This window comes from Streptomyces lienomycini, from assembly GCF_027947595.1.
Classification (GTDB): domain Bacteria; phylum Actinomycetota; class Actinomycetes; order Streptomycetales; family Streptomycetaceae; genus Streptomyces; species Streptomyces lienomycini.
Genome location: NZ_CP116257.1, coordinates 3,817,464 through 3,835,508 on the forward strand (window position 1 = coordinate 3,817,464; position 18,045 = coordinate 3,835,508).

Annotated in this window: 15 protein-coding genes and 1 pseudogene; 11 read left to right on the top strand and 5 right to left on the bottom strand. The window is 72.9% G+C overall.

Annotated elements, in window-relative coordinates:
• Nucleotides 1-108 precede the first annotated feature (108 nt).
• A complete protein-coding gene (locus tag BJ961_RS17170; RefSeq protein ID WP_271413712.1) occupies nt 109-3,558 on the top strand; it encodes a phosphocholine-specific phospholipase C in 3,450 nt (1,149 codons plus the stop codon).
• A gap of 45 nt (nt 3,559-3,603) precedes the next feature.
• Here BJ961_RS17170 and BJ961_RS17175 read toward each other — a convergent pair whose 3' ends face one another.
• Both BJ961_RS17175 and BJ961_RS17180 read right to left on the bottom strand, forming a co-directional pair.
• Entirely contained in the window at nt 3,604-4,284 is a 681-nt protein-coding gene (locus BJ961_RS17175; protein WP_271413713.1) for an ABC transporter ATP-binding protein, read from the bottom strand.
• Nucleotides 4,281-5,399 carry an ABC transporter permease gene (locus BJ961_RS17180; RefSeq protein ID WP_271413714.1) on the bottom strand — a complete coding sequence of 373 codons (1,119 nt, stop codon included), beginning with the start codon at nt 5,397-5,399 and terminating at the stop codon, nt 4,281-4,283. Before BJ961_RS17180 ends, BJ961_RS17175 begins: the two co-directional genes overlap by 4 nt.
• Before the next feature lie 157 nt (nt 5,400-5,556).
• Between BJ961_RS17180 and BJ961_RS17185 the strand changes: the two genes are divergently transcribed.
• Nucleotides 5,557-6,153: a TetR/AcrR family transcriptional regulator gene (locus tag BJ961_RS17185; protein WP_271413715.1), complete on the top strand. Its 597-nt coding sequence runs from the start codon at nt 5,557-5,559 to the stop codon at nt 6,151-6,153.
• Between the two features lie 36 nt (nt 6,154-6,189).
• On the opposite strand, the gene BJ961_RS17190 is transcribed toward BJ961_RS17185, so the two are convergent.
• The 3 genes and pseudogenes from BJ961_RS17190 to BJ961_RS17200 all read right to left on the bottom strand — a co-directional run.
• Nucleotides 6,190-6,357, bottom strand: a complete 168-nt coding sequence (locus BJ961_RS17190; RefSeq protein WP_271413716.1) for a hypothetical protein — start codon at nt 6,355-6,357, stop codon at nt 6,190-6,192.
• 103 nt (nt 6,358-6,460) lie between these two features.
• On the bottom strand, nt 6,461-7,612 hold the full coding sequence (locus BJ961_RS17195; protein ID WP_271413717.1) for an enolase C-terminal domain-like protein: 1,152 nt from the start codon (nt 7,610-7,612) through the stop codon (nt 6,461-6,463).
• 77 nt (nt 7,613-7,689) lie between these two features.
• Nucleotides 7,690-7,926, bottom strand: a pseudogene (locus BJ961_RS17200) (thiamine pyrophosphate-binding protein); the annotation flags it as partial.
• Nucleotides 7,927-8,334: 408 nt separating this feature from the next.
• Here BJ961_RS17200 and BJ961_RS17205 point away from each other — a divergent pair.
• The 9 genes from BJ961_RS17205 (at nt 8,335) to BJ961_RS17245 (ending at nt 17,879) form a co-directional block, all read left to right on the top strand.
• Nucleotides 8,335-9,876, top strand: coding sequence for a Y4yA family PLP-dependent enzyme (locus tag BJ961_RS17205; RefSeq protein ID WP_271413718.1), 1,542 nt, complete (start codon nt 8,335-8,337; stop codon nt 9,874-9,876).
• Nucleotides 9,873-11,210, top strand: a complete 1,338-nt coding sequence (locus BJ961_RS17210; RefSeq protein ID WP_271413719.1) for a pyridoxal-phosphate dependent enzyme — start codon at nt 9,873-9,875, stop codon at nt 11,208-11,210. Before BJ961_RS17205 ends, BJ961_RS17210 begins: the two co-directional genes overlap by 4 nt.
• Before the next feature lie 5 nt (nt 11,211-11,215).
• A complete protein-coding gene (locus tag BJ961_RS17215) occupies nt 11,216-12,439 on the top strand; it encodes an aminotransferase class V-fold PLP-dependent enzyme (protein ID WP_271413720.1) in 1,224 nt (407 codons plus the stop codon).
• Between the two features lie 80 nt (nt 12,440-12,519).
• Nucleotides 12,520-13,287 carry a class I SAM-dependent methyltransferase gene (locus BJ961_RS17220; RefSeq protein ID WP_271413721.1) on the top strand — a complete coding sequence of 256 codons (768 nt, stop codon included), beginning with the start codon at nt 12,520-12,522 and terminating at the stop codon, nt 13,285-13,287.
• A 148-nt stretch (nt 13,288-13,435) separates the two neighbouring features.
• Nucleotides 13,436-13,717 carry a hypothetical protein gene (locus tag BJ961_RS17225; RefSeq protein WP_271413722.1) on the top strand — a complete coding sequence of 94 codons (282 nt, stop codon included), beginning with the start codon at nt 13,436-13,438 and terminating at the stop codon, nt 13,715-13,717.
• Nucleotides 13,714-14,331, top strand: coding sequence for a toxin (locus BJ961_RS17230; RefSeq protein ID WP_271413723.1), 618 nt, complete (start codon nt 13,714-13,716; stop codon nt 14,329-14,331). Before BJ961_RS17225 ends, BJ961_RS17230 begins: the two co-directional genes overlap by 4 nt.
• Nucleotides 14,328-15,521 carry an MAB_1171c family putative transporter gene (locus tag BJ961_RS17235; RefSeq protein WP_271413724.1) on the top strand — a complete coding sequence of 398 codons (1,194 nt, stop codon included), beginning with the start codon at nt 14,328-14,330 and terminating at the stop codon, nt 15,519-15,521. Before BJ961_RS17230 ends, BJ961_RS17235 begins: the two co-directional genes overlap by 4 nt.
• Nucleotides 15,511-16,905, top strand: coding sequence for an FAD-dependent oxidoreductase (locus tag BJ961_RS17240; protein WP_271413725.1), 1,395 nt, complete (start codon nt 15,511-15,513; stop codon nt 16,903-16,905). Before BJ961_RS17235 ends, BJ961_RS17240 begins: the two co-directional genes overlap by 11 nt.
• Before the next feature lie 170 nt (nt 16,906-17,075).
• Nucleotides 17,076-17,879, top strand: a complete 804-nt coding sequence (locus tag BJ961_RS17245; RefSeq protein ID WP_271413726.1) for an SAM-dependent methyltransferase — start codon at nt 17,076-17,078, stop codon at nt 17,877-17,879.
• The last annotated feature ends 166 nt before the right edge of the window (nt 17,880-18,045 follow it).

An 18,045-nucleotide genomic window follows, 5' to 3' on the forward strand; every position in this document is an offset into this window, starting at 1 on the left:
GACCGGGCGGACGAACAGGGGAACGGCCGATGTCACCCGGTGAACGGCCGGAGAAAAACCGCCACCCGGGGTTATGCCGTGCGGTGGGTGCGCCCTAACGTCCCCCGCATGTCCGACGTTTCCCGCCGCAAGGTCCTCGGCACCCTCGCCGGTGGAGCCGCGCTCTCCTTCCTGCCCCCGTCGTTGCACGCGGCGATGGCCACGCCCATGCCGCGCGGCGGCCTGCGTGCCGTCGAGCACGTGATCGTCCTGATGCAGGAGAACCGCTCCTTCGACAACTACTTCGGCACCCTCAAGGGGGTGCGCGGCTTCGGCGACCCCACCCCCCTGCGCCTGCCCCCGGGTGCGGACGTCTTCCGGCAGCCGCGGCCCGGCGGCGGCGAGGTGCTGCCCTTCTCGGCCCGCCGGGCGGCTCTGGACGCGGGCCGCCCGGCGAGCGACATCCAGTACCTGGGTTCGCTGCCGCACGGCTACCCCGACGCCGTCCAGGCGCGGGCCGACGGCTGGTGGAACGGCTGGGTCGCCGCCAAGACCCAGAGCACCATGGCCCACTACGACCGGCGCGACATCCCCCTCCAGTACGAACTGGCCGACCGCTTCACCATCTGCGACTCCTACTTCTGCTCGATCTACGGCTCGACGAACCCCAACCGCAACTACCTGTGGACCGGCACCACCGGCTACGAACCGGACGGTTCCGGCCGGGCCGTCACCAACGCCGCCTACGACCACCGCCACGCCGGCTACACCTGGACGACGTACCCGGAGCGCCTGGAGGCCGCGGGCGTCTCCTGGCAGATCTACCAGGAGTGGGACAACTTCACCGACAACGCGGTGGAGTACTTCCGGCCCTGGAAGGAGATCGGGCGGAAGATCCTCTCCAGGGTCGGCGGCGCGTACACCACCACCGAGCAGTTCTACGACAGCCTGTGGAACCGCACCCCCGAGCAGCGCCGGGCCGCGCTGGCCGACTTCCAGCAGGGGGTCGACGCGCTGACCGACGCCGAGCGCCGGCTGTTCCTGCGCGGCGCCCACCGCTCCGCACCCGACACCCTCGTCCGGCGCATCCGGTCCGACATCGACAACGGCACGCTCCCGGCGGTGAGCTGGATCGTTCCGACGGCGGCACTGTCCGAGCACCCCAGCAGCTCCACCCCGGTCGGCAGCGCCAACCTGGTCTACGACCTCCTGGACGCCGTCGCGAGCGACCCCGAGACCTGGTCGAAGACGGTGCTGTTCATCAACTTCGACGAGAACGACGGCTACTTCGACCACGTGCCCGCCCCGACCGCGCCACGGCCCGCCTCCGGAAACGACGACGACTGGGTCGAAGGCAGACCCCTCGGTCCCGGGCCGCGCGTCCCCATGACGATCGTGTCGCCCTGGACCGCCGGCGGCCACGTCAGCTCGGAGGCGTTCGACCACACCTCGGTCCTGCGGTTCCTGGAGAAGTGGACCGGCGTGCGCGAGCCCAACATCAGCGCCTGGCGCCGCGGTGTCTTCGGCGACCTGACCTCCGCCTTCGACTTCCACCGCGCCCACCGGCAACCCGAGGTCGAGCAGCCCGGCCCGGTGCCGGACGCGGTCGGCCGCTGGAGCCCCGTACCGCCGACGGACCAGTCGCTCCCCCGGCAGGAGACCGGCACCCGCCGGACCCGCCCCCTTCCCTACCGGCTGTCCCTGAGCGCCGACGTCACCCGCACCGGCGTCCGCCTCCGGCTCGGCAACGCGGGCACCACCGCCGCATGGTTCACCGCCTACCCCGGTGACGGCGACGCTCCGCAGACCCGGACGGTCCCCGGGCACGCGAGCGCCGACCACACGGTCCCGTACGACGCCGACGGCTACGACCTCCAGGTGCACGGGCCCGGCTGGTCCGTGTGGCAGCTGCGGGGCACCGGCGTCGGCGCCGAGGCACACCTCGCCGGCCACCGGAACACCGGCCAGGTGCGGATCGTGTGCTCCAACCCGTCCTCCCGCACCCGCAGGCTCCTCGTCGGCGAGTCGGTCCACTCCCGGGGCCGCGGCCGGGGGGACGGGGTGCGCGCCGTCACCCTCCGGCCCGGCACCTCCCGCACGGTGCCGCTCGGCCTGGCGGACCACGGCTGGTACGACATCGTGGTCGTCGACCGGGACGACCCGGCGTTCCTGCGCCGTATGACCGGCCGCCTCGCCCACGACGGGCCGGGCGTCACCGACCCGGCGACCGGCACCGACCCGGTACTGGCCGCGACGATCGGCCTGCCCGCGGCTCCGCCCGCCCTGAACACCCCGTTCGCACAGGGCAGCCCCACCGACGTCGTCGTCACCGTACGCAACCGGGGCGACGACCGGCTCGACGGCCTCGACACGGCCCTGACCGCGCCGCCCGGCTGGACCGTCGAACGCGACGGCACCGGCCCCCGGACCCTCCGTGCGGGCGGATCCGCCGAGGTGCGCTTCACGGTGACGCCCGCCGAGGACGCCACGGCCGGCCGGCTGCTCGTCACCGCGCACGCCCGCGGCGACGGGCTGCTCCGGCTCGCCGAGGCCCGCGTGCGCAGCGAGGTCGCCCCCGTCCTGAGCGTCGCGCTGTCCGGCCCGGGAAGCTCGCCCGGCACCGACGGCGCCGTCCTGTCGCCGGGACGACCGGCCACCGTGACGGCCACCGTCACCAACGCCGGCGGCACACCCCTCACCGGTCTGACCGCCGCGCCCGACCTCCCGGAGGGCTGGCGGGCCGAGGCCAGGGGCACGGCACCGCAGACCGTTCCGGCGCGCTCGGACGTGGAGCTGGCCTGGGAGGTCGTCGCCCCCGCCACTGCCGCGCGGGTCTCCGCCACGCTCGGGGCGACCGTCACCGCCGGGCGGACCGGCAGCGGTGCCGACCGGAAGGCAGCCGCGTCCCTGCCGGTCAGGACGGGCCCCGTCATGACCGGTCACCTCCTCGCGGAGGACTTCGAGTCCACCGCCCCCGCGCTCGCCCCGGCCGCCGACCTCGACCGCCCCGGCCTGCTCGGCTGGACCAGGACGGCCCCCGAGGGCTGGACGGTCGACAACGCGCCGGACATGCCCCAGGGCACACGGGAACTGCAGGGCTGGACGTTCCTGTCCAAGCAGTTCTGGTTCCCCGCCGGGCAGAACCGCCCCGGCTTCGAGCGCGCGCTCGGCGTCGTCGCCGTCGCCGACCCCGACGACTGGGACGACACCGGCGGCCCCTCGGGCCGGGGCAGCTTCGACTCGACCCTGAGCGGACCCGCGGTGCCCCTCCCGCCCGGCACCTCGACCCTGTACCTGGCCTTCGACTCCCACTACCGGCAGGAGAGTCCGCAGGAGGCCGAGGTCACCGTCGAGTTCGACTCCGGCGACAAGGTGCGGCTGCTGTACTACAGCAGTGCCGCCTCCGGCAACGACAACCAGGGCCGCCACCAGGAGAACCGTCTCGTCCGCCTCTCCTGTCCCGTCCCGGCCGGTGCCACCTCGGCGAAGGCTGCCTTCCGGATCTTCCGTGCGGGCAACAACTGGTACTGGGCCGTCGACAACGTCCGCATGTCCGCCGCCCCGGTCACCGACACGTGACCGCCGCGGGCCCGCCGCCCAGGTGAGCGGCGGGCCCCGCCGGCGTCAGCGCGCGCTGTCCGACCCGGCGCGCAGCAGGGCCATGTCGACGACGTGGTCGGCCGCCTCCACCACCACCGGGTCATGGGTGGCGACCACGGTGACACAGCCGTGCCGGTGCGTCGTCGACATGAGCAACTCCACGAGGTCGGCGGCGCGTTCACGGTCGACCGCGGCCGTCGGCTCGTCGACGAGCAGCACCTCCGGCTCCAGCAGCAGGGCACGGGCGATGGCGATGCGCTGCCGTTCGCCGCCCGACATCTGGTCGGCCCGGTGCCGCAACCGGTGCCCCAGCCCGACCTCGGTGAGCAGTTCGGTGGCCCGCGCGCGCACCGAACGCGGGGAGCGGCCGGTGACGGACGCGGCGGCCAGCAGTTGTTCGAGCGCGGTGAGCCCGCTCAGGAGGTTGCCGCTCTGGAAGACGTAGCCGATCCGCTCACGGCGCACCCGCGCCTGCTCGGCGGGGGACAGCCGCGCGAGATCCGTGCCGCCGAGCAGGACCCGGCCCTCGTCGGGCCGCAGCAGAGCGCCGGCGACGGCCAGCAGCGTGGACTTGCCCGACCCGGAGGGGCCGACCAGCGCGGTCAGGGCGGACGGCGCGAAGCCCACGGTCAGCTCGCGCAGCGCGGTCGTGCGGGACTCCCCGCGGCCCAGCCGCACGGTGACGTCGAGAAGTTCGAGGCTCATCGGCCGGCTCCCAGCATGGTCATCGGGTCTACGGTGGTCACCTTGCGGAGCGTGACGGCGGTGCCGGCGAGTCCGACGAGCACGACCGTCGCCATGGTCGCGGCGAGCGACCCCGAGGGGAGACTGAACGGCACCTCGGAGCCCACCACCACGCCCAGTGCCGCGGCCAGCGCGGCGCCGACCGCCGCCCCCGCCGTCACCACGATCGCGGCCTGCGCGAGGGTGTGCCCCAGCAGCCGCGCCCGCGAGGCGCCCATGGCCCGCAGCAGTGCCAGCTCGGGGCGGCGCTGCACGGTCCACACCGCGAAGAAGGCGCCCACGACGAGCGGCGCGATGGCGTACAGGAACGCCTGGATCGAGGTCATGGTCAGGCGCTCGCCGGTGTAGCCGGGCGCGGCGGCGTAGGCGTCCTCGACGGTGACCGTCCGGGTGGCCAGGGCCCGGTCCGCCCCGGCGAGGTCCGCCTGCGCACCTGCCTTGAGGGCCACCGCGCTGTACTGACGCGGCGGTTCGGTGTCGGCGGCCCGCGTGCCGGGGGTGGCGAACCGGATGCGCTGCCAGGTCTCGACGGGCAGGTAGGCGACGGGAACATGGCCGTACGAGGACCGTTCGGTGGTGCCGGTCACCTTGAGGTCGATGCCGAACCGGTCGACGGCGAGGGTGTCGCCGACGCGTACGCCGTCCTTCACCAGCTGCTGCGAGACGACCACGCCGAACGGTTCGGCGGCCGACAGCGCGGTGCCGGACGCGGCTGCGGGGTCGAGGAAGGAGCCGGGTTCGATGCCGAAGGCGGCGAAGTCCACCTCCACCTTCCGGTCCGTGGTGCCGCGGGCGATGGAGACGCCCAGCGGAGTGGCCTCGACCCCGTCACGGCCCCGCCAGCCGTCCAGTTCCGCGCCGTCCACCAGGCTGCGGGCGAACTGGTCGGAGTCGGCTCCGCGGGCGAAGGAGAGATGGGTGGCGGGGAGTCTGCGCAGCGCGGAGATGGTGTCGTCGCCGAGTCCGGTGGTGAAACCACTGACGATGCCGACGAGCGCGGCGACGAGGACCACGACGCTACCCATCAGGAGAAAGCGGCCACGGGCCGCCTTCAGTTCGAGCAGAGCCAAGTACACGGGAGGAGCCTTCCCAGGGAGAATGTTGGGGACACTGTGTCCCCAACATAGAAGATGGCGACATGGCGTCCCCAAGTGGGGTGCCGAGTGGTGTCCCGGGCCGGGCCCCGAGTGGGGCCGTCCCCTCCCGGCGCCGACCGGCTCCTACACTGGCGACGTGCCGAAGATCCGTGCAGCCTCCGTCGCCGACCACCGGGCGCAGCAGCGCGCCGCGCTGGTCGCCGCGGCGCGGGAACTCCTGGAGGAGGGCGACGCCTCGGCCGTCACCTTCTCCGCGGTGGCCGCCCGTACGGGACTGGCCCGCAACAGCGTCTACAAGTACTTCACGGATCGTGGCCGACTGCTGGCGGAGGTGGTGCGCGAGGCGACGCCCCGCTGGACCGCCCGGATCCGTTCCGAGATGGCGACCGCCCGGACCCCGGAGGAATCGGTGGCGGCCTATGTACGGGCGCAGCTGATCCTGGTACGGGACGGGGAGCACCGCATCGCGCAGGCGCTCGCCGGGGACCGGGACGCGGCGGTGCTCCGGGAGGGCGCGGCCGAGGCGCACGCACAGATCCTGGAGCCCCTGATCACCGCGCTCACCGACCTCGGTGACGACGCCCCGCACCGCACGGCGCGACTGCTGCAGGGCTTCGTCAACGCGGCGACGACGGCCGTGGAGTCCGGCGACGACTTCGAGGCCGTGACCCGGCAGGCGGTCCGCCTGGCCACCGGCGCGGTGACGTCGCTGGCGGCACCGGACGGGCCCTGATCCGGCACCGGTCGGCCGGCGGACCGCCCCGGGAGGTCAGCGGCGGACCGCGCGCACGCCGACGGCGGTGACGGCCGCCGCCAGGGCCGCCGCGGCCGAGAGGCGCAGCGCCCGTACCCGCCACGGCGGGGCCGGCCTGGGCGCGGCGTCCCGCTCGGGCCGTCCGGCGGAGTCACGGGTGCCCGGCTCGCGGGCCAGCCGCATCACTTCGGCGAGGTGCAGCGCTCGGCGGCCGGTACCCGCGTCCTCGATCCGGGTCTTGCAGGAGAAGCCGTCGGCGTCCAGGGTGTCTCCTCTGCCGGCCTGGTCAGGATGGCCGCGTCCCGTGAACGCGGTAGGGCTCCGCGTCGGCCCATTTCACGTCGAGTCCGAGGCCGGGCCGGCCGGTGTCCGGGCGCAGGGCGCCGCCGTCGGGTGTCAGGGTGCCGTCGAACAGCAGGTTCTCGACGCGCACGTGGTCGTGGAAGTACTCCAGGTGCCGCAGCCGGCGCACCGCGCAGAAGGCGTGGGCGGAGACCGCGGGGGCGCAGTGCGCGGACAGGTCGAGGTGCCGTACGGCCGACAGCCCCGCGACCTCCAGAACCCCGGTGATGCCGCCGCAGCGGGTGACGTCCGCCTGGAGGCAGTCGACGACCGGCCCGCCGGGGCCCACGACGAGGTTGGCGAAGTCCTGCGCGGTGAAGGCGTACTCGCCCGCCGCCACCTCCAGCCGGGCCGGGCCCCGCTCGCGCAGCATCCGCAGCCCCTCCAGGTCCGCGGAGCCGACGGGCTCCTCGAACCAGCGCACGTCCCACTCGTCGTGGAACCGGTGCGCCCAGTACAGGGCTTCCTTGCGGCCGAGGGCACCGTTGGCGTCCGTGAACAGTTCCGGTGCGGCGCCGATCGCCTCGCGTACGGCGGTGAGCCGCTCGGCGTCGCGCTCGGGGTGCCGCGAGGTCTTCAGCTTCACGCGGGGGATGCCCTGTCCGACCCATCCGGCGAGCTGGTCGGTGAGGCGGTCCAGGGGGTAGTTGGTGAAGCCGCCGCTGCCGTAGACCGGCACCCGGTCGTGCTGGGCCGGCAGGAGGTGGACCAGGGGCAGGTCCAGGAGCCGTGCCTTGAGGTCCCACAGCGCCACGTCGACGGCGGACAGGGCCATGGCCCCGACACCGGGACGGCCGGCGTTGCGGATCCGCGCGCCCATCCGGTGCCACAGCGCCGCCGGTGAGGAGACGCCCGCACCCTCGATCAGCGGGGCCAGCTTCGAGCGCACGAACGCGGCGACCGAGACGTCGCCGTAGGTGTAGCCCAGCCCCGTGCGGCCGGCGGCGTGCACCCGGACGAGGACGAGTGTCGTGGAGTCCCACTCCAGGGTGCCGTCCTGTTCCTTGCCGTCCGGGCCGTCGGTGGGGATCTCGAAGGCGTGGACGTCGACGGCGTCGACCGTGCACGCCTCCAGCGAGGTCGCGTCCTGCCGCATCAGTGGCGCCCGGGCAGACGCTCGGTGTACTCGGTGTACTCGGTGAGCTTCCGGCGTACACCCCTGGCGGCGATGCCGACCGCGCCGGGTCCCGACGTGGCGACGCGGCAGCCCGCCTCGCCGGTGAACGTGGCGTGCGCGCGGGCCATGAACGCGGCCATCTCCTCGTGCCGGGCCTGGACGGGCTCCGGGTCCCCGTCGGCACGGTCGAAGGTGCCGAGCAGACCGTTGAGTCCGTCACCCGGATAGCCGTACACCCGCTGGACGCCCCACTCGGACAGGCGTTGGAGGACGTAGTCGGCGGCTTGGGCCATCGGGCTCTCCTGGGCGGGGGGTGAGAAACACTCTTGGAGTGCCTTCCCTGACAGCCGGTAAACCGGACGACAGTCACTCATTCGGCCATCCCCGGCAGAGGCCCGCGCGGGACCGGTGATCAGGGCGCTCATCCGCGGGGCACGACGGCTTCCCCATTCACCTGTCCGAGTGGCCACTCCGAGTTCCACGGCAGCCCCAGGGGCGGGCCACCCCAACCGAACAGGCCGAGGGGAGCGTCGTGCACCTCCGACAGCCGGCAGTCGGGCAACCGGTCCGAAGCGCGTGGCCGCGTACGGCCGATTTCGACCGGTGAGGGCGCCGCGTGGCGCCACCGCACGGAGAAGGAGGCTTAACGGCGTAGGTAGTTGGAAACGATTATCACGAACTGATCATCGAGGGGAGACGCGATGATCGACCGACGCGGGAGGTACTTCGTGAAGGACGCGCCCTTGTACCTGAGGCCGCGGATCGACCCGCCGCTCGCTTCGTTGCTGGAGGACGCGCCGTTCCTGCACTCCCTGGCCGACGCACTCGGATCACCGCTGAACGTGCTGCTCCCGGAGGTCGTCGCGGGCAACGCGGAACGCTTCCGGTCCGTCTACCGGCGTCATCATCTCGCCGGGCGGGTGTACTTCGCCCACAAGGCGAACCGTTCCAGTGCCCTCGTGCGCAGACTCGCGGCCTGCGACCCGGCCGCCGTCGGTGTCGACGTGGCCTCCCTGGAGGAACTGCGGCACGCGCTGGGCTGCGGCTTCACCGGAGACCGGGTGATGGCCACCGGCCCGAAGGACGCCGAGTTCCTGTGGCTGGCCGCCCGGGTCGGTGCCACGGTGAACCTCGACTCGCTCACCGAACTGGATCAACTGGCCGGTCTCGTACGGAAGTACCGACTGGCCCGGACCGACGTGCTGGTGCGTCTGTCCGGATTCGAGTCGGACACCGGCCCCGGCGGCGCGGGCACACGGCTGCTGTCGCGCCGCAGCCGCTTCGGCACGCCGGCCGCCGAGGCGGACGGGCTCTGGAGGGCGCTGGAACGACATGCGGACAGCGTCGAACTCGTCGGTCTGGCCTATCACCTGGACACCACGGGGCTGGAGGAGAAGGGGCGGGCCCTGGAACGCTGTGTGCTGCTCATGGACGAGTGCCGCGCCCGGGGCCTCGCACCGCGCGCGGTGGACATCGGCGGCGGCTTCGGGGTCGGCTACGTCGAGGACGCCGGCGAGTGGCAGCGCTGGACGACCGCGCTGAGCGAGGCCGTCCTCGGCATCCGCCCGCCCCTGACCTGGCGCGGCCACGGGTACGGCCTGCGCAACGAGGCCGGCACGGTGCGCGGTACCGCCGCCCTCTACCCCGCGCACCGGCCCACCGCGGGCCCCGACTACCTCGACGCCCTCCTCTCCCGCTCGGCGCCCGTCCTCGGCCGGCCCCCCGCCACGCTGCTCCTGGAGCACCTCCACGACCTCTTCATCGAACCCGGCCGCGCCCTCGTCGACCAGTGCGGACTGTCGCTGGCGCGGGTGCTGGAGGTGCGGCCCGCGGGCGACGCCCCCGACCGGTACCTGGTGCGCCTCGGCATGAACGCCGGCGACGTGAGCCTGGAGGAGCACGGGGTCCTCGTCGACCCCGTCCTGCTGCCGCGCGGCGACCCCGGGCACGGACCGACGGACGACGCCCCGGTGGGGGTCCACCTCGTCGGGAACCTCTGCCTGGAGGCCGACCTGATCACCCGGCGCCTGGTGTTCCTCCCCCGCCTGCCCCGGCCGGGAGACCTGCTGGCCTTCGTCAACACCGCTGGATACGTCATGGACTTCCACGCCCACCACGCGCAACACCAGCCGTCCGCACGGACGGTCGCGGTCACGCGGGACGACGGGGCGGGCGGGCCCTGGCGCTGGTGCCCGGACGAGAACTACTGGCCGCTCACACACCCGCAGGGAGTGCCGTCATGAGGTACGACAGCATCACGGAGGCCATCGGCAACACGCCGCTGGTCCGCATCGACCCGTCCGTGCACGGGCTGCGCCACATCGACCTCTACGCGAAGCTGGAGATGCTCAACCCGTTCGGGTCCGTCAAGGACCGGCCGGCCTGGCACATGGCCCGCCCCCATCTGGAGGGCGCGGCCGGGGGCGACGGGACGGTCGTGGAGCTGTCCAGCGGCAACACCGCCAAGGCGCTCGCGCTGCTGGCCGGAATGCACGGGCTGCGGTTCAAGAGCGTGACCAACCGGATGCGTGTGCCCGAGATCAAGGAACTGCTCCTGCTCCTCGGCGCGGAGATCGAGGAACTGCCCGGACAGAGCGAGTGTCTCGACCCCACCGACACGGACGACCCGCTCACCCGCTTCCACCAGGCACTCTCCGAGCCCGGCAACACCTATCTGCACACCGACCAGTACTTCAACCCGCGCAACGTCGAGGCGCACGCGGCCGGGACGGGGCCCGAGATCGTCAAGGACCTCGACGGCCGGGCACCGGACTGGTTCGTGGCCTGCGTCGGCACGGCCGGCTCCTCCACAGGCGTCGCCCGCGTCCTGCGCGAGCACGACGCCGACGTACGCGTGCTCGGCCTGGTCGCCGACAAGTCCGACTTCATCCCCGGCATCCGCACCATCGACGAGGTGCACCAGGTCGGCCTGTTCGATCCCGCGACCTACGACGTGCTGGCCCCGGTCACCTCGCAGCAGGCCATCGACGGCATGGTCACCCTCATCCGCCGCTGCGGACTGCTGTCGGGACCGACCGGCGGCGCCGCCTACCAGGGCGCCGTTCACCAGTTGGCGTCCGTCGACGCCGAGTTGGCGGGCACCGGCCGCCGCGAGAGCGCCGTGTTCATCGTGTGCGACCGGGCCGAGAGCTATCTGAGCTACGTGCGTCAACGCCGCCCCGAGCTGCTGGGCAAGATGCGGCGCGGGCAGTCGGCGTCGTCCCTCACCGACGACGAGGTCAGGGCGCGGGCCCGGGTGGTCGGCGTCGACGACGCACGGCGCTGGATCGCGGAGGGGGACCCGCGTCCCCTGGTCGTTGACCTCCGCGGCCCGCACGCCTACGCCGCCCTGCACATCGAGGGCTCGGTCAACATCGTCGACGAACTCTTCGAGGAACTGGTCCGCGGCGGACTGCCGTTCAGCAAACGCACCCCGGTCCTGCTGGCCTGCCCGGTGGGGGAGAAGTCGCTGCGGCACGCCGCTCTGCTGTCCCGCATGGGCCACCCGGACGTCAGGAGCCTGGCGGGCGGGATCGTGGCCTGGCGGGACGCCGGCGCACCGCTGGTGAGGGAGTGAACACCATGCCGGACGACGCGGGCCCCGAGCGGGTACCCGACCAGGACGGCGACTGGCAGCGGAAGCTGCGGACGCAGTTCCCGATCGTCACCGCGCACCCGGACCTGACGTATCTGGACAGCGCGGCGACCTCGCAGAAACCGCGGGCCGTCCTCGAAGCCGTGGAAACCTACCTCACCACCTCCAACGCCAACGCCGGCCGCGGCACCTACCCCTGGGCCAACCGCACCACGGAACTGGTGGAGCGGACCCGTGAACGCGTCAAGGAGTTCCTGGGCGACGGGCGACCGCGGCGCTCCACCGTCCACTTCACCAGCGGCACCACCGAGGGCCTGCGCACCGTCGCCCGCGACTGGCTCGTGCCCTATCTCGCCGACGGCGACGAGATCCTCGTCCCGTACGCCGACCACCGGGCCAACCTGGAACCCTGGCTCGAGGCCCGACGCCTGCTCGCCGAACGCGGTGTCGGCGTACGGGTGCGGGCCCTGCCCCGGCAGGAGTCCTCCGGCGACTACGACCACCGCGCGCTCGCCGACGTGGTCGGCCCCCGCACCCGGTTCGTCGCGGCGACCCACGTCCACCACGTCTACGGCGGCGACATGAACGTGCACCGCCTGCGCGCGGCCGTCGGCCCCGACGTGCCGATCTGCCTGGACGCCGCGCAGAGCGTCGGCCACCTGCCCGTCCGCGTCGACGACCCGGACCTCGACGTCGACTTCGTCGTCTTCTCCGGCCACAAGGCGCTGGCGCTGCCCGGCACCGGAGCGGTCTGGGCACGCAACACCCGTGGACCGGAACTGAGACCCGAGGGCTGGCAGGGCACCCCCAACACCGTCGGAGTCGTGTCGCTGCTCGCGGCGCTCGACTGGCTGGACGAGGCGGGCCCCGAACGCATCGACCGCCATCTCACCCGGCTGGCCACGCGCCTGACCGACCGGCTGCACCGCCTGGACCGCTACGAGATCCTCGGCTGCCCGGCCGGCCTCGCCGCCGACAGCGCGCTGCCCGCCGCCCAGCGACGGCACGGCATCGTCACCTTCCGGCACCGCGACATCCCCTCCGACGACCTGGGCTTCATCCTCTACAGCCACGGCTTCATGGTCCGGGCCGACAGCCTCTGCCAGGCCGGTGCGGACGACCGGGACGGATCCGTGCGGGTCAGCCTGCACGTCTACAACACACAGGAGGAGATCGATCACCTGCTCGCCGTTCTGGGCTCACTGGAGTGAACGGCTATTGATAACCGTTTCCACCTGTAGATTGCGTGGTAGTCACGACGGGTGAGAGACGGACGAGGTGACACGGCCGGATGGGCGTGAGTATGGGAACGGGCAGCATGTGGGTGGAGCGCTGGGAGCGGCAGCAGCAGCGTTACGCCGTGGACCGTGAGGAGCGGTTCGCGGTGATCGCGGACGTCACGGAGCACCTCTGCGCCGGACGCGACCGGCCGCTCCTGCTCGACCTGGGCTGCGGCCCCGGCTCCCTGTCCGTCCGGCTCGCCCGGCGCCTGCCGCGGGCGGAGATCGTCGCCGTCGACATGGACCCCGTACTGCTGGAGCTCGGACGTACCCACCACTCGGACTCCGCCCGGTACGTGGACGCGGTGATCGGCGAGGACGGCTGGACGGACGCGCTGGAGCTGGACCGCACCGTGGACGCCGCCGTCTCGACCACCGCCCTGCACTACCTTCCCGCGGCCGTTCTGCTGCGCACCTACCGGGGCCTCGCCGACCTCCTCCGTCCCGGCGGCGCGCTGGTCAACGGGGACCACTTCCCTCCGGACGACTCGCCCTGCTCGGACCTGACCGCCCACGTGGGGCGCCGCCGGGCCGAGCGGACCGGCGCACACGGGCACGCGGACGAGGACTGGGAGTCGTGGTGGCGGGCCGCGGCCGCCGACCCGGAGCTGACCGGCCTGTTCGAGCAGCGCGAGAGAAGCCGCTCGTCCTCGGGCGGCGGCAACCGGCACCTCTCCGTGGACGCCCACACCGAACTGCTCCATCGCGCGGGGTTCCGCCACGTCACACCCGTGTGGCAGGTCGGGGACAGTTGCGTCCTGGTCGCCCTGAAGGGCTGACACCGGACACGACCGGCTGACCGTGCCGGCCGCTCCGCGCAGGTCGACGATCGCCGATGGCCGATAAACGATCGTTGTCACCCGGGGGAGATCTGCGTACGCTGCCACGCACACGCAGCCGACGCGCCTCGGTCCAGGGAGCAGATCGTTGGAGTCGCACACCTCGCCGGGCCGGACGCTCCGGAAGGCCCTCGGCGACTCGTGCCCGCGACGCCGCGGCAGAACCGTGCACACCCTCGCCGCCGGGGCCGCCGCGCACACCGGAGCCTCCGGCGTGCGGGCCCGCGCCGCCCGCGACGGCAAGAAGGTGCCGAACGAGGAACTCCCGCACCGCTCGGCGGGGTTCTTCCGCGTGGAGGGTGGGGAGCCCCTCTTCCTGGAGGGAGTACTGAGGTCGGTGCTGCCTCAGGGGGGAGACGACGGGCGATGAGCTCCAGAGCCATGAGGTCACTGCTGAGCGCCCTGGGCGAAGAGGCATCGAGGACGCTCAGCCGGCCCGCCGACCCGCGGGACGTCATGGAGGCGTTCTGCCGGGCCATGAGCGTGCGCAAAGGACGCCCCGTCGACCTCCGGTTCAGCAGGTTCCCCAAGGACCTGGCCGACGTGGACGTGTCGGGGGCACGCCTGGACCTGGGGAACCGGTCCGTCATCGTGGTCGAGGAGGACACCGCCCCCCTGGCCCAACTGGTCATACTCGGCCACGAACTCTGGCACGAGGAAGAGGAGGACAGGGGGCATCACATAGCCGGGCTGCACGGAGCCGCCCGCACTCTCACCGCCGAGCAGCACCCCGAAGCCGTCCGCCGGGCCGTCGAACAGATCCTCGCCCTGCGGGAAGTGCCGCCCGACGCCGTCCTCACCGTGGCGGCACGCGCGGAGTCGGCCTCGCAGCACGAAGTGGACGCGGAGACCTTCGGGTTGCTCTTCGGCCGCGAGGTGCGCCCCTGGACCAAGGGCCGCTACGCGCGGGGGCCGGTCAGTGCCGCGACCGTCGAAGGACGCATCAACCTCTCCCTCCTCCATCGCGGTGGACACATCCTGTGAGCCCGCACCTCCACATCCCCTACGCGGTCCCCACCGCACTGCTGCTGCTCGCCCTCGTCCTCAAGTTCCCCACCCTGGCGAGAGCCTGGCGCGACCCCGACGTCCGCGCGACCGCGCTCCTGCTGACCTTCGCCACGGCCGTACTCGTGGTCATCACCCCGGTCAACATCGACCGTCTCAACAGGCTGACCGGAGTGCCGAACATCGCCTCGCCCTGGGCGTACAGCTTCCTCACCGCGTTCTGCGCCACCGGACTGACCATGATCATGCGCTGGCGGGAGGAACCGTCCCCGCGGCGCCGGCGCCGGATGCGGAACGTCTACTGGATCTACGCCGGGATCGTGGTCGCCCTGTGGGCCACGTTCCTGCTCGCCCACGTACCCGAGCCGCGGATCTACGACCTCGACACCTACTACGCCGGCACCCCCTGGATGCGCGAGCACATCCTGCTGTACCTGTCGGCGCACATGGTGTCGTCCCTGGTCGCCACCTACATGCTGTGGAAGTGGTTCCCCGAGATCGGCAACCGGTGGCTGAAGTGGGGCGTCGTCTGCCTGCAGACCGGCTTCGCCTCGGGGCTCGTGTTCGACGCGGCGAAGCTGGCCGCGCTCGGCGCCCGGTGGTCGGGGCACGACTGGGACGTCCTCAGCACCCGGGCCGCGCCGCCCTTCGCTCTCCTCGAAGCGGCCTTCGTCGCCGTCGGGTTCATCGTGCCCCAGGTCGGGCCCTCGCTGCAGAACCGGGCGCGCGAGCGGCGTGAGTACCGGCAACTGCGTCCTCTGTGGTGGGCCGTCCGCGACGTCGTGCCCTCCCCGGTCCCTCCCTCGTCGGGCCGTCGGATGCCGCTCGGCCTGCGCCTGGTGCAGCGCCAGCAGAGGATCCACGACGCCCTGCGCATCCTGGCCCCCCACCTGGACCAGGACCTCTTCCGGCGAGCGCGGAACCTCGTACCGGACGGCCTCGGCGAGGACACCGCACGGGGCGTCGCCGGCGCCGTCACCGTCCGCGCCGCCATCGACGCCCACCGCGTCGACAGGCCCGCCCGGGCCGGCTCCGACACGCAGCAGTGGGGCGCCGACCTCAGCGACCACATCGACGCGATCTCGCAGGCCCTGCGCCACCCCCGCCACATCGACAGCATCCGCCGACGAGCGACCAGCACAGAAAGCGTCAACACAGATGCCTCCTAGCACCAGTCGGCCCACCGCCGTCGTCATCGGGGCCGGCGCGACCGGCCTGTTCGCCGCCGCCGCGCTCACCGAGTTCGCCGACGTCGTCGTCGTCGAGCGCGACCTCCTGCCCGACGGCCCGACGGCCCGCCGCGGCATACCGCAGGCCAGGCACGCGCACCTCGTCTGGAGCGGAGGCGTGCGCGCCCTCGACGACCTGCTCCCCGGCAGCGTCGACGAGGTCGTCGCCCGTGGCGGACGGCTCGCGCACATCATGGGCGACATGGTCTCCCGGGCACCCAACGAGGTCTGGTTCAGACGCTTCCTGTCCACCCACCACCGCAATCTCGTCTGCTCCCGCAACCTGCTGGACGCCGTCCTGCGGGAACACGTGCTCGCGGACAAGCGCATCACCGTGCGGGAGAACACCACCGCGCTGGGACTGGAGCGGGTCGGCAGGCGTGTTCGCGCGGTCCGCGTCCGCGGCGGCGACGAGGAAACGACACTGCCGGCCGACCTGGTCGTCGACGCCTCCGGCCGCGGCTCACGCACCCCCCGCTGGCTCGAGGAGATGGGCCTGCCCCGAGCCGCCGAACGACAGGTGGACGCCGGCGTCACCTACGCCACCCGGATCTTCCGCGCCCCCCGCTCCGCCGCCGACATCGCCTTCCCCCTGGTGAACGTGCAGGCCAACCCGGCCAAGCCGCCCGGCCGGGGCGGCATCATCCTGCCCGTGGAGAACGACCAGTGGATCGTCACCCTCTCCGGCACCCGCAACGGCGAACCCGGCAACGACCCCCGGGCCTTCATGGAATTCGCACTCGGCCTGGGCGACCCCGTCATCGGTGAGCTCCTCAAGGACGCCGAACCACTCGGTGATGTCGTCACCACGCGTTCCACCGCCAACCACCGCCGCTACTACGAGAAGGCCGGGCACTGGCCCGACGGCCTCGTCGTCCTCGGTGACGCGACGGCGAGCTACAACCCCGTGTACGGTCACGGCCTCACCGTCGCCGCACAGTGCGCGCTCGCCCTGCGCACCGTCCTGCGGACCACGGAGCTGACCGCGCCCGGTACCGCACGACGCCTCCAGCGCGCCGCCGCCCGTCCGGTGAGCGCGGCCTGGGACCTGGCGGTGGGGCAGGACGCCCTCTACCCCGGCGCGACCGACACCCCGCTCACCGGGGCGGAACGGCTCCTCGCCCGGTACGTCGACCGTGCCGTCGAGACCGGTGCCGCCAACCCCCGCGCCCTGGGCGCCCTGCTGGACGTGATGAGCCTGGAGAGATCCCCTGCCCGGCTGTTCTCGCCCGACATGGTCGTGCCGATGCTCTTCGGCCCGAGGAAGCCGCGCCTGCAAGGGCCGCCCCTGAGCGAGGCGGAGCGCAAGGCCGCCACTTCCTGACCGGGCCCCCGCCGAGGCACGTCACCCGGCCGCACCGAGGGGTACGGGCGTGGTGCACGGCCCGGCTCCGTCGCCGCGTCGGGGGCTCCTCGGCCGTCCGGCGAGGCCACCAGCCGGAAGGTTCGCAGTAGTTGACCCACGAACGTGCAGCTCTGTGTGAAGCTTTGCCCATGAGTCATCCGCGAGAAGAAGTCAGGGCGAGGCTGCAGACCGACCGCCCGCACTCCGCCCGTGTCTGGAACTACCTGCTGGGAGGCAAGGACAACTACCCCGTCGACAGCGAGGCCGGCGACGTCATCCTGACGACGTTCCCGGAGTTCGCCGCCGTCGCCCGCCTGCAACGACGATTTCTCGCGCGCGCGGTCCGTCACCTGGCCGGTGAGGCCGGCATCCGCCAGTTCCTCGACATCGGCACCGGGCTGCCCACCGCCGACAACACCCACGAGCTGGCCCAGCGCATCGCGCCGGAGAGCCGCATCGTGTACGTGGACAACGACCCCCTCGTCCTCGTCCACGCCCAGGCCCTGCTCACCAGCAGTGACGAGGGCGCCTGTGCCTACATCGACGCCGACGTCCGCGACCCGGAACGGATTCTGGCCGAAGCGGCCAAGACCCTGGACTTCGACCGCCCCGTCGCGCTGACCATGCTGGGCATCATGGGCCAGATCTCCGACGCCGAGCGCCCCGCCGAACTGGTGAACACGCTGCTCGCGGGGCTGCCTCCGGGCAGCTACCTGGCCCTGAGCGACGGCACGAACGGCAACGAGGCGCTCAACAGGGCGGTCGAGGCGTACAACGGGCAGTCGGCCAACACCTACCACCTGCGGTCACCGCAGGAGATCGCCGCCTTCTTCGCCGGGCTGGACCCGGTGGAGCCCGGGATCGTGTCCACGGCTTCCTGGCGCCCGGACGCGCAGCAGGCCGAGGAGTCCACGGCCGACGTCTCCTTCTGCGGCGTCGCGCTCAAGAAGTGACGCACCCCGCCGCGCGACGGCTTCTGCGGCCGGCCGCAGTGAGTCGGACGGCCGGTGCGTGGACCGCACCGGCCGCCCCGTCGGGGGAGGGCTGCCTACCACGGTCGTACGGCCGGGCCGGCGAGGACCGCTACGACCCCTGCCCGGCTCTGTGGCCCTCCTGGGC

What these genes read in the sequence shown, in the direction of transcription:
- BJ961_RS17170 (WP_271413712.1), top strand. Translation starts at nt 109, where the DNA reads ATGTCCGACGTTTCCCGCCGCAAGGTCCTCGGCACCCTCGCCGGTGGA.
- BJ961_RS17175 (WP_271413713.1), bottom strand. Translation starts at nt 4,284, where the DNA reads ATGAGCCTCGAACTTCTCGACGTCACCGTGCGGCTGGGCCGCGGGGAG.
- BJ961_RS17190 (WP_271413716.1), bottom strand. Translation starts at nt 6,357, where the DNA reads ATGCGGCTGGCCCGCGAGCCGGGCACCCGTGACTCCGCCGGACGGCCC.
- BJ961_RS17195 (WP_271413717.1), bottom strand. Translation starts at nt 7,612, where the DNA reads ATGCGGCAGGACGCGACCTCGCTGGAGGCGTGCACGGTCGACGCCGTC.
- BJ961_RS17205 (WP_271413718.1), top strand. Translation starts at nt 8,335, where the DNA reads ATGATCGACCGACGCGGGAGGTACTTCGTGAAGGACGCGCCCTTGTAC.
- BJ961_RS17210 (WP_271413719.1), top strand. Translation starts at nt 9,873, where the DNA reads ATGAGGTACGACAGCATCACGGAGGCCATCGGCAACACGCCGCTGGTC.
- BJ961_RS17215 (WP_271413720.1), top strand. Translation starts at nt 11,216, where the DNA reads ATGCCGGACGACGCGGGCCCCGAGCGGGTACCCGACCAGGACGGCGAC.
- BJ961_RS17220 (WP_271413721.1), top strand. Translation starts at nt 12,520, where the DNA reads ATGGGCGTGAGTATGGGAACGGGCAGCATGTGGGTGGAGCGCTGGGAG.
- BJ961_RS17230 (WP_271413723.1), top strand. Translation starts at nt 13,714, where the DNA reads ATGAGCTCCAGAGCCATGAGGTCACTGCTGAGCGCCCTGGGCGAAGAG.
- BJ961_RS17240 (WP_271413725.1), top strand. Translation starts at nt 15,511, where the DNA reads ATGCCTCCTAGCACCAGTCGGCCCACCGCCGTCGTCATCGGGGCCGGC.
- BJ961_RS17245 (WP_271413726.1), top strand. Translation starts at nt 17,076, where the DNA reads ATGAGTCATCCGCGAGAAGAAGTCAGGGCGAGGCTGCAGACCGACCGC.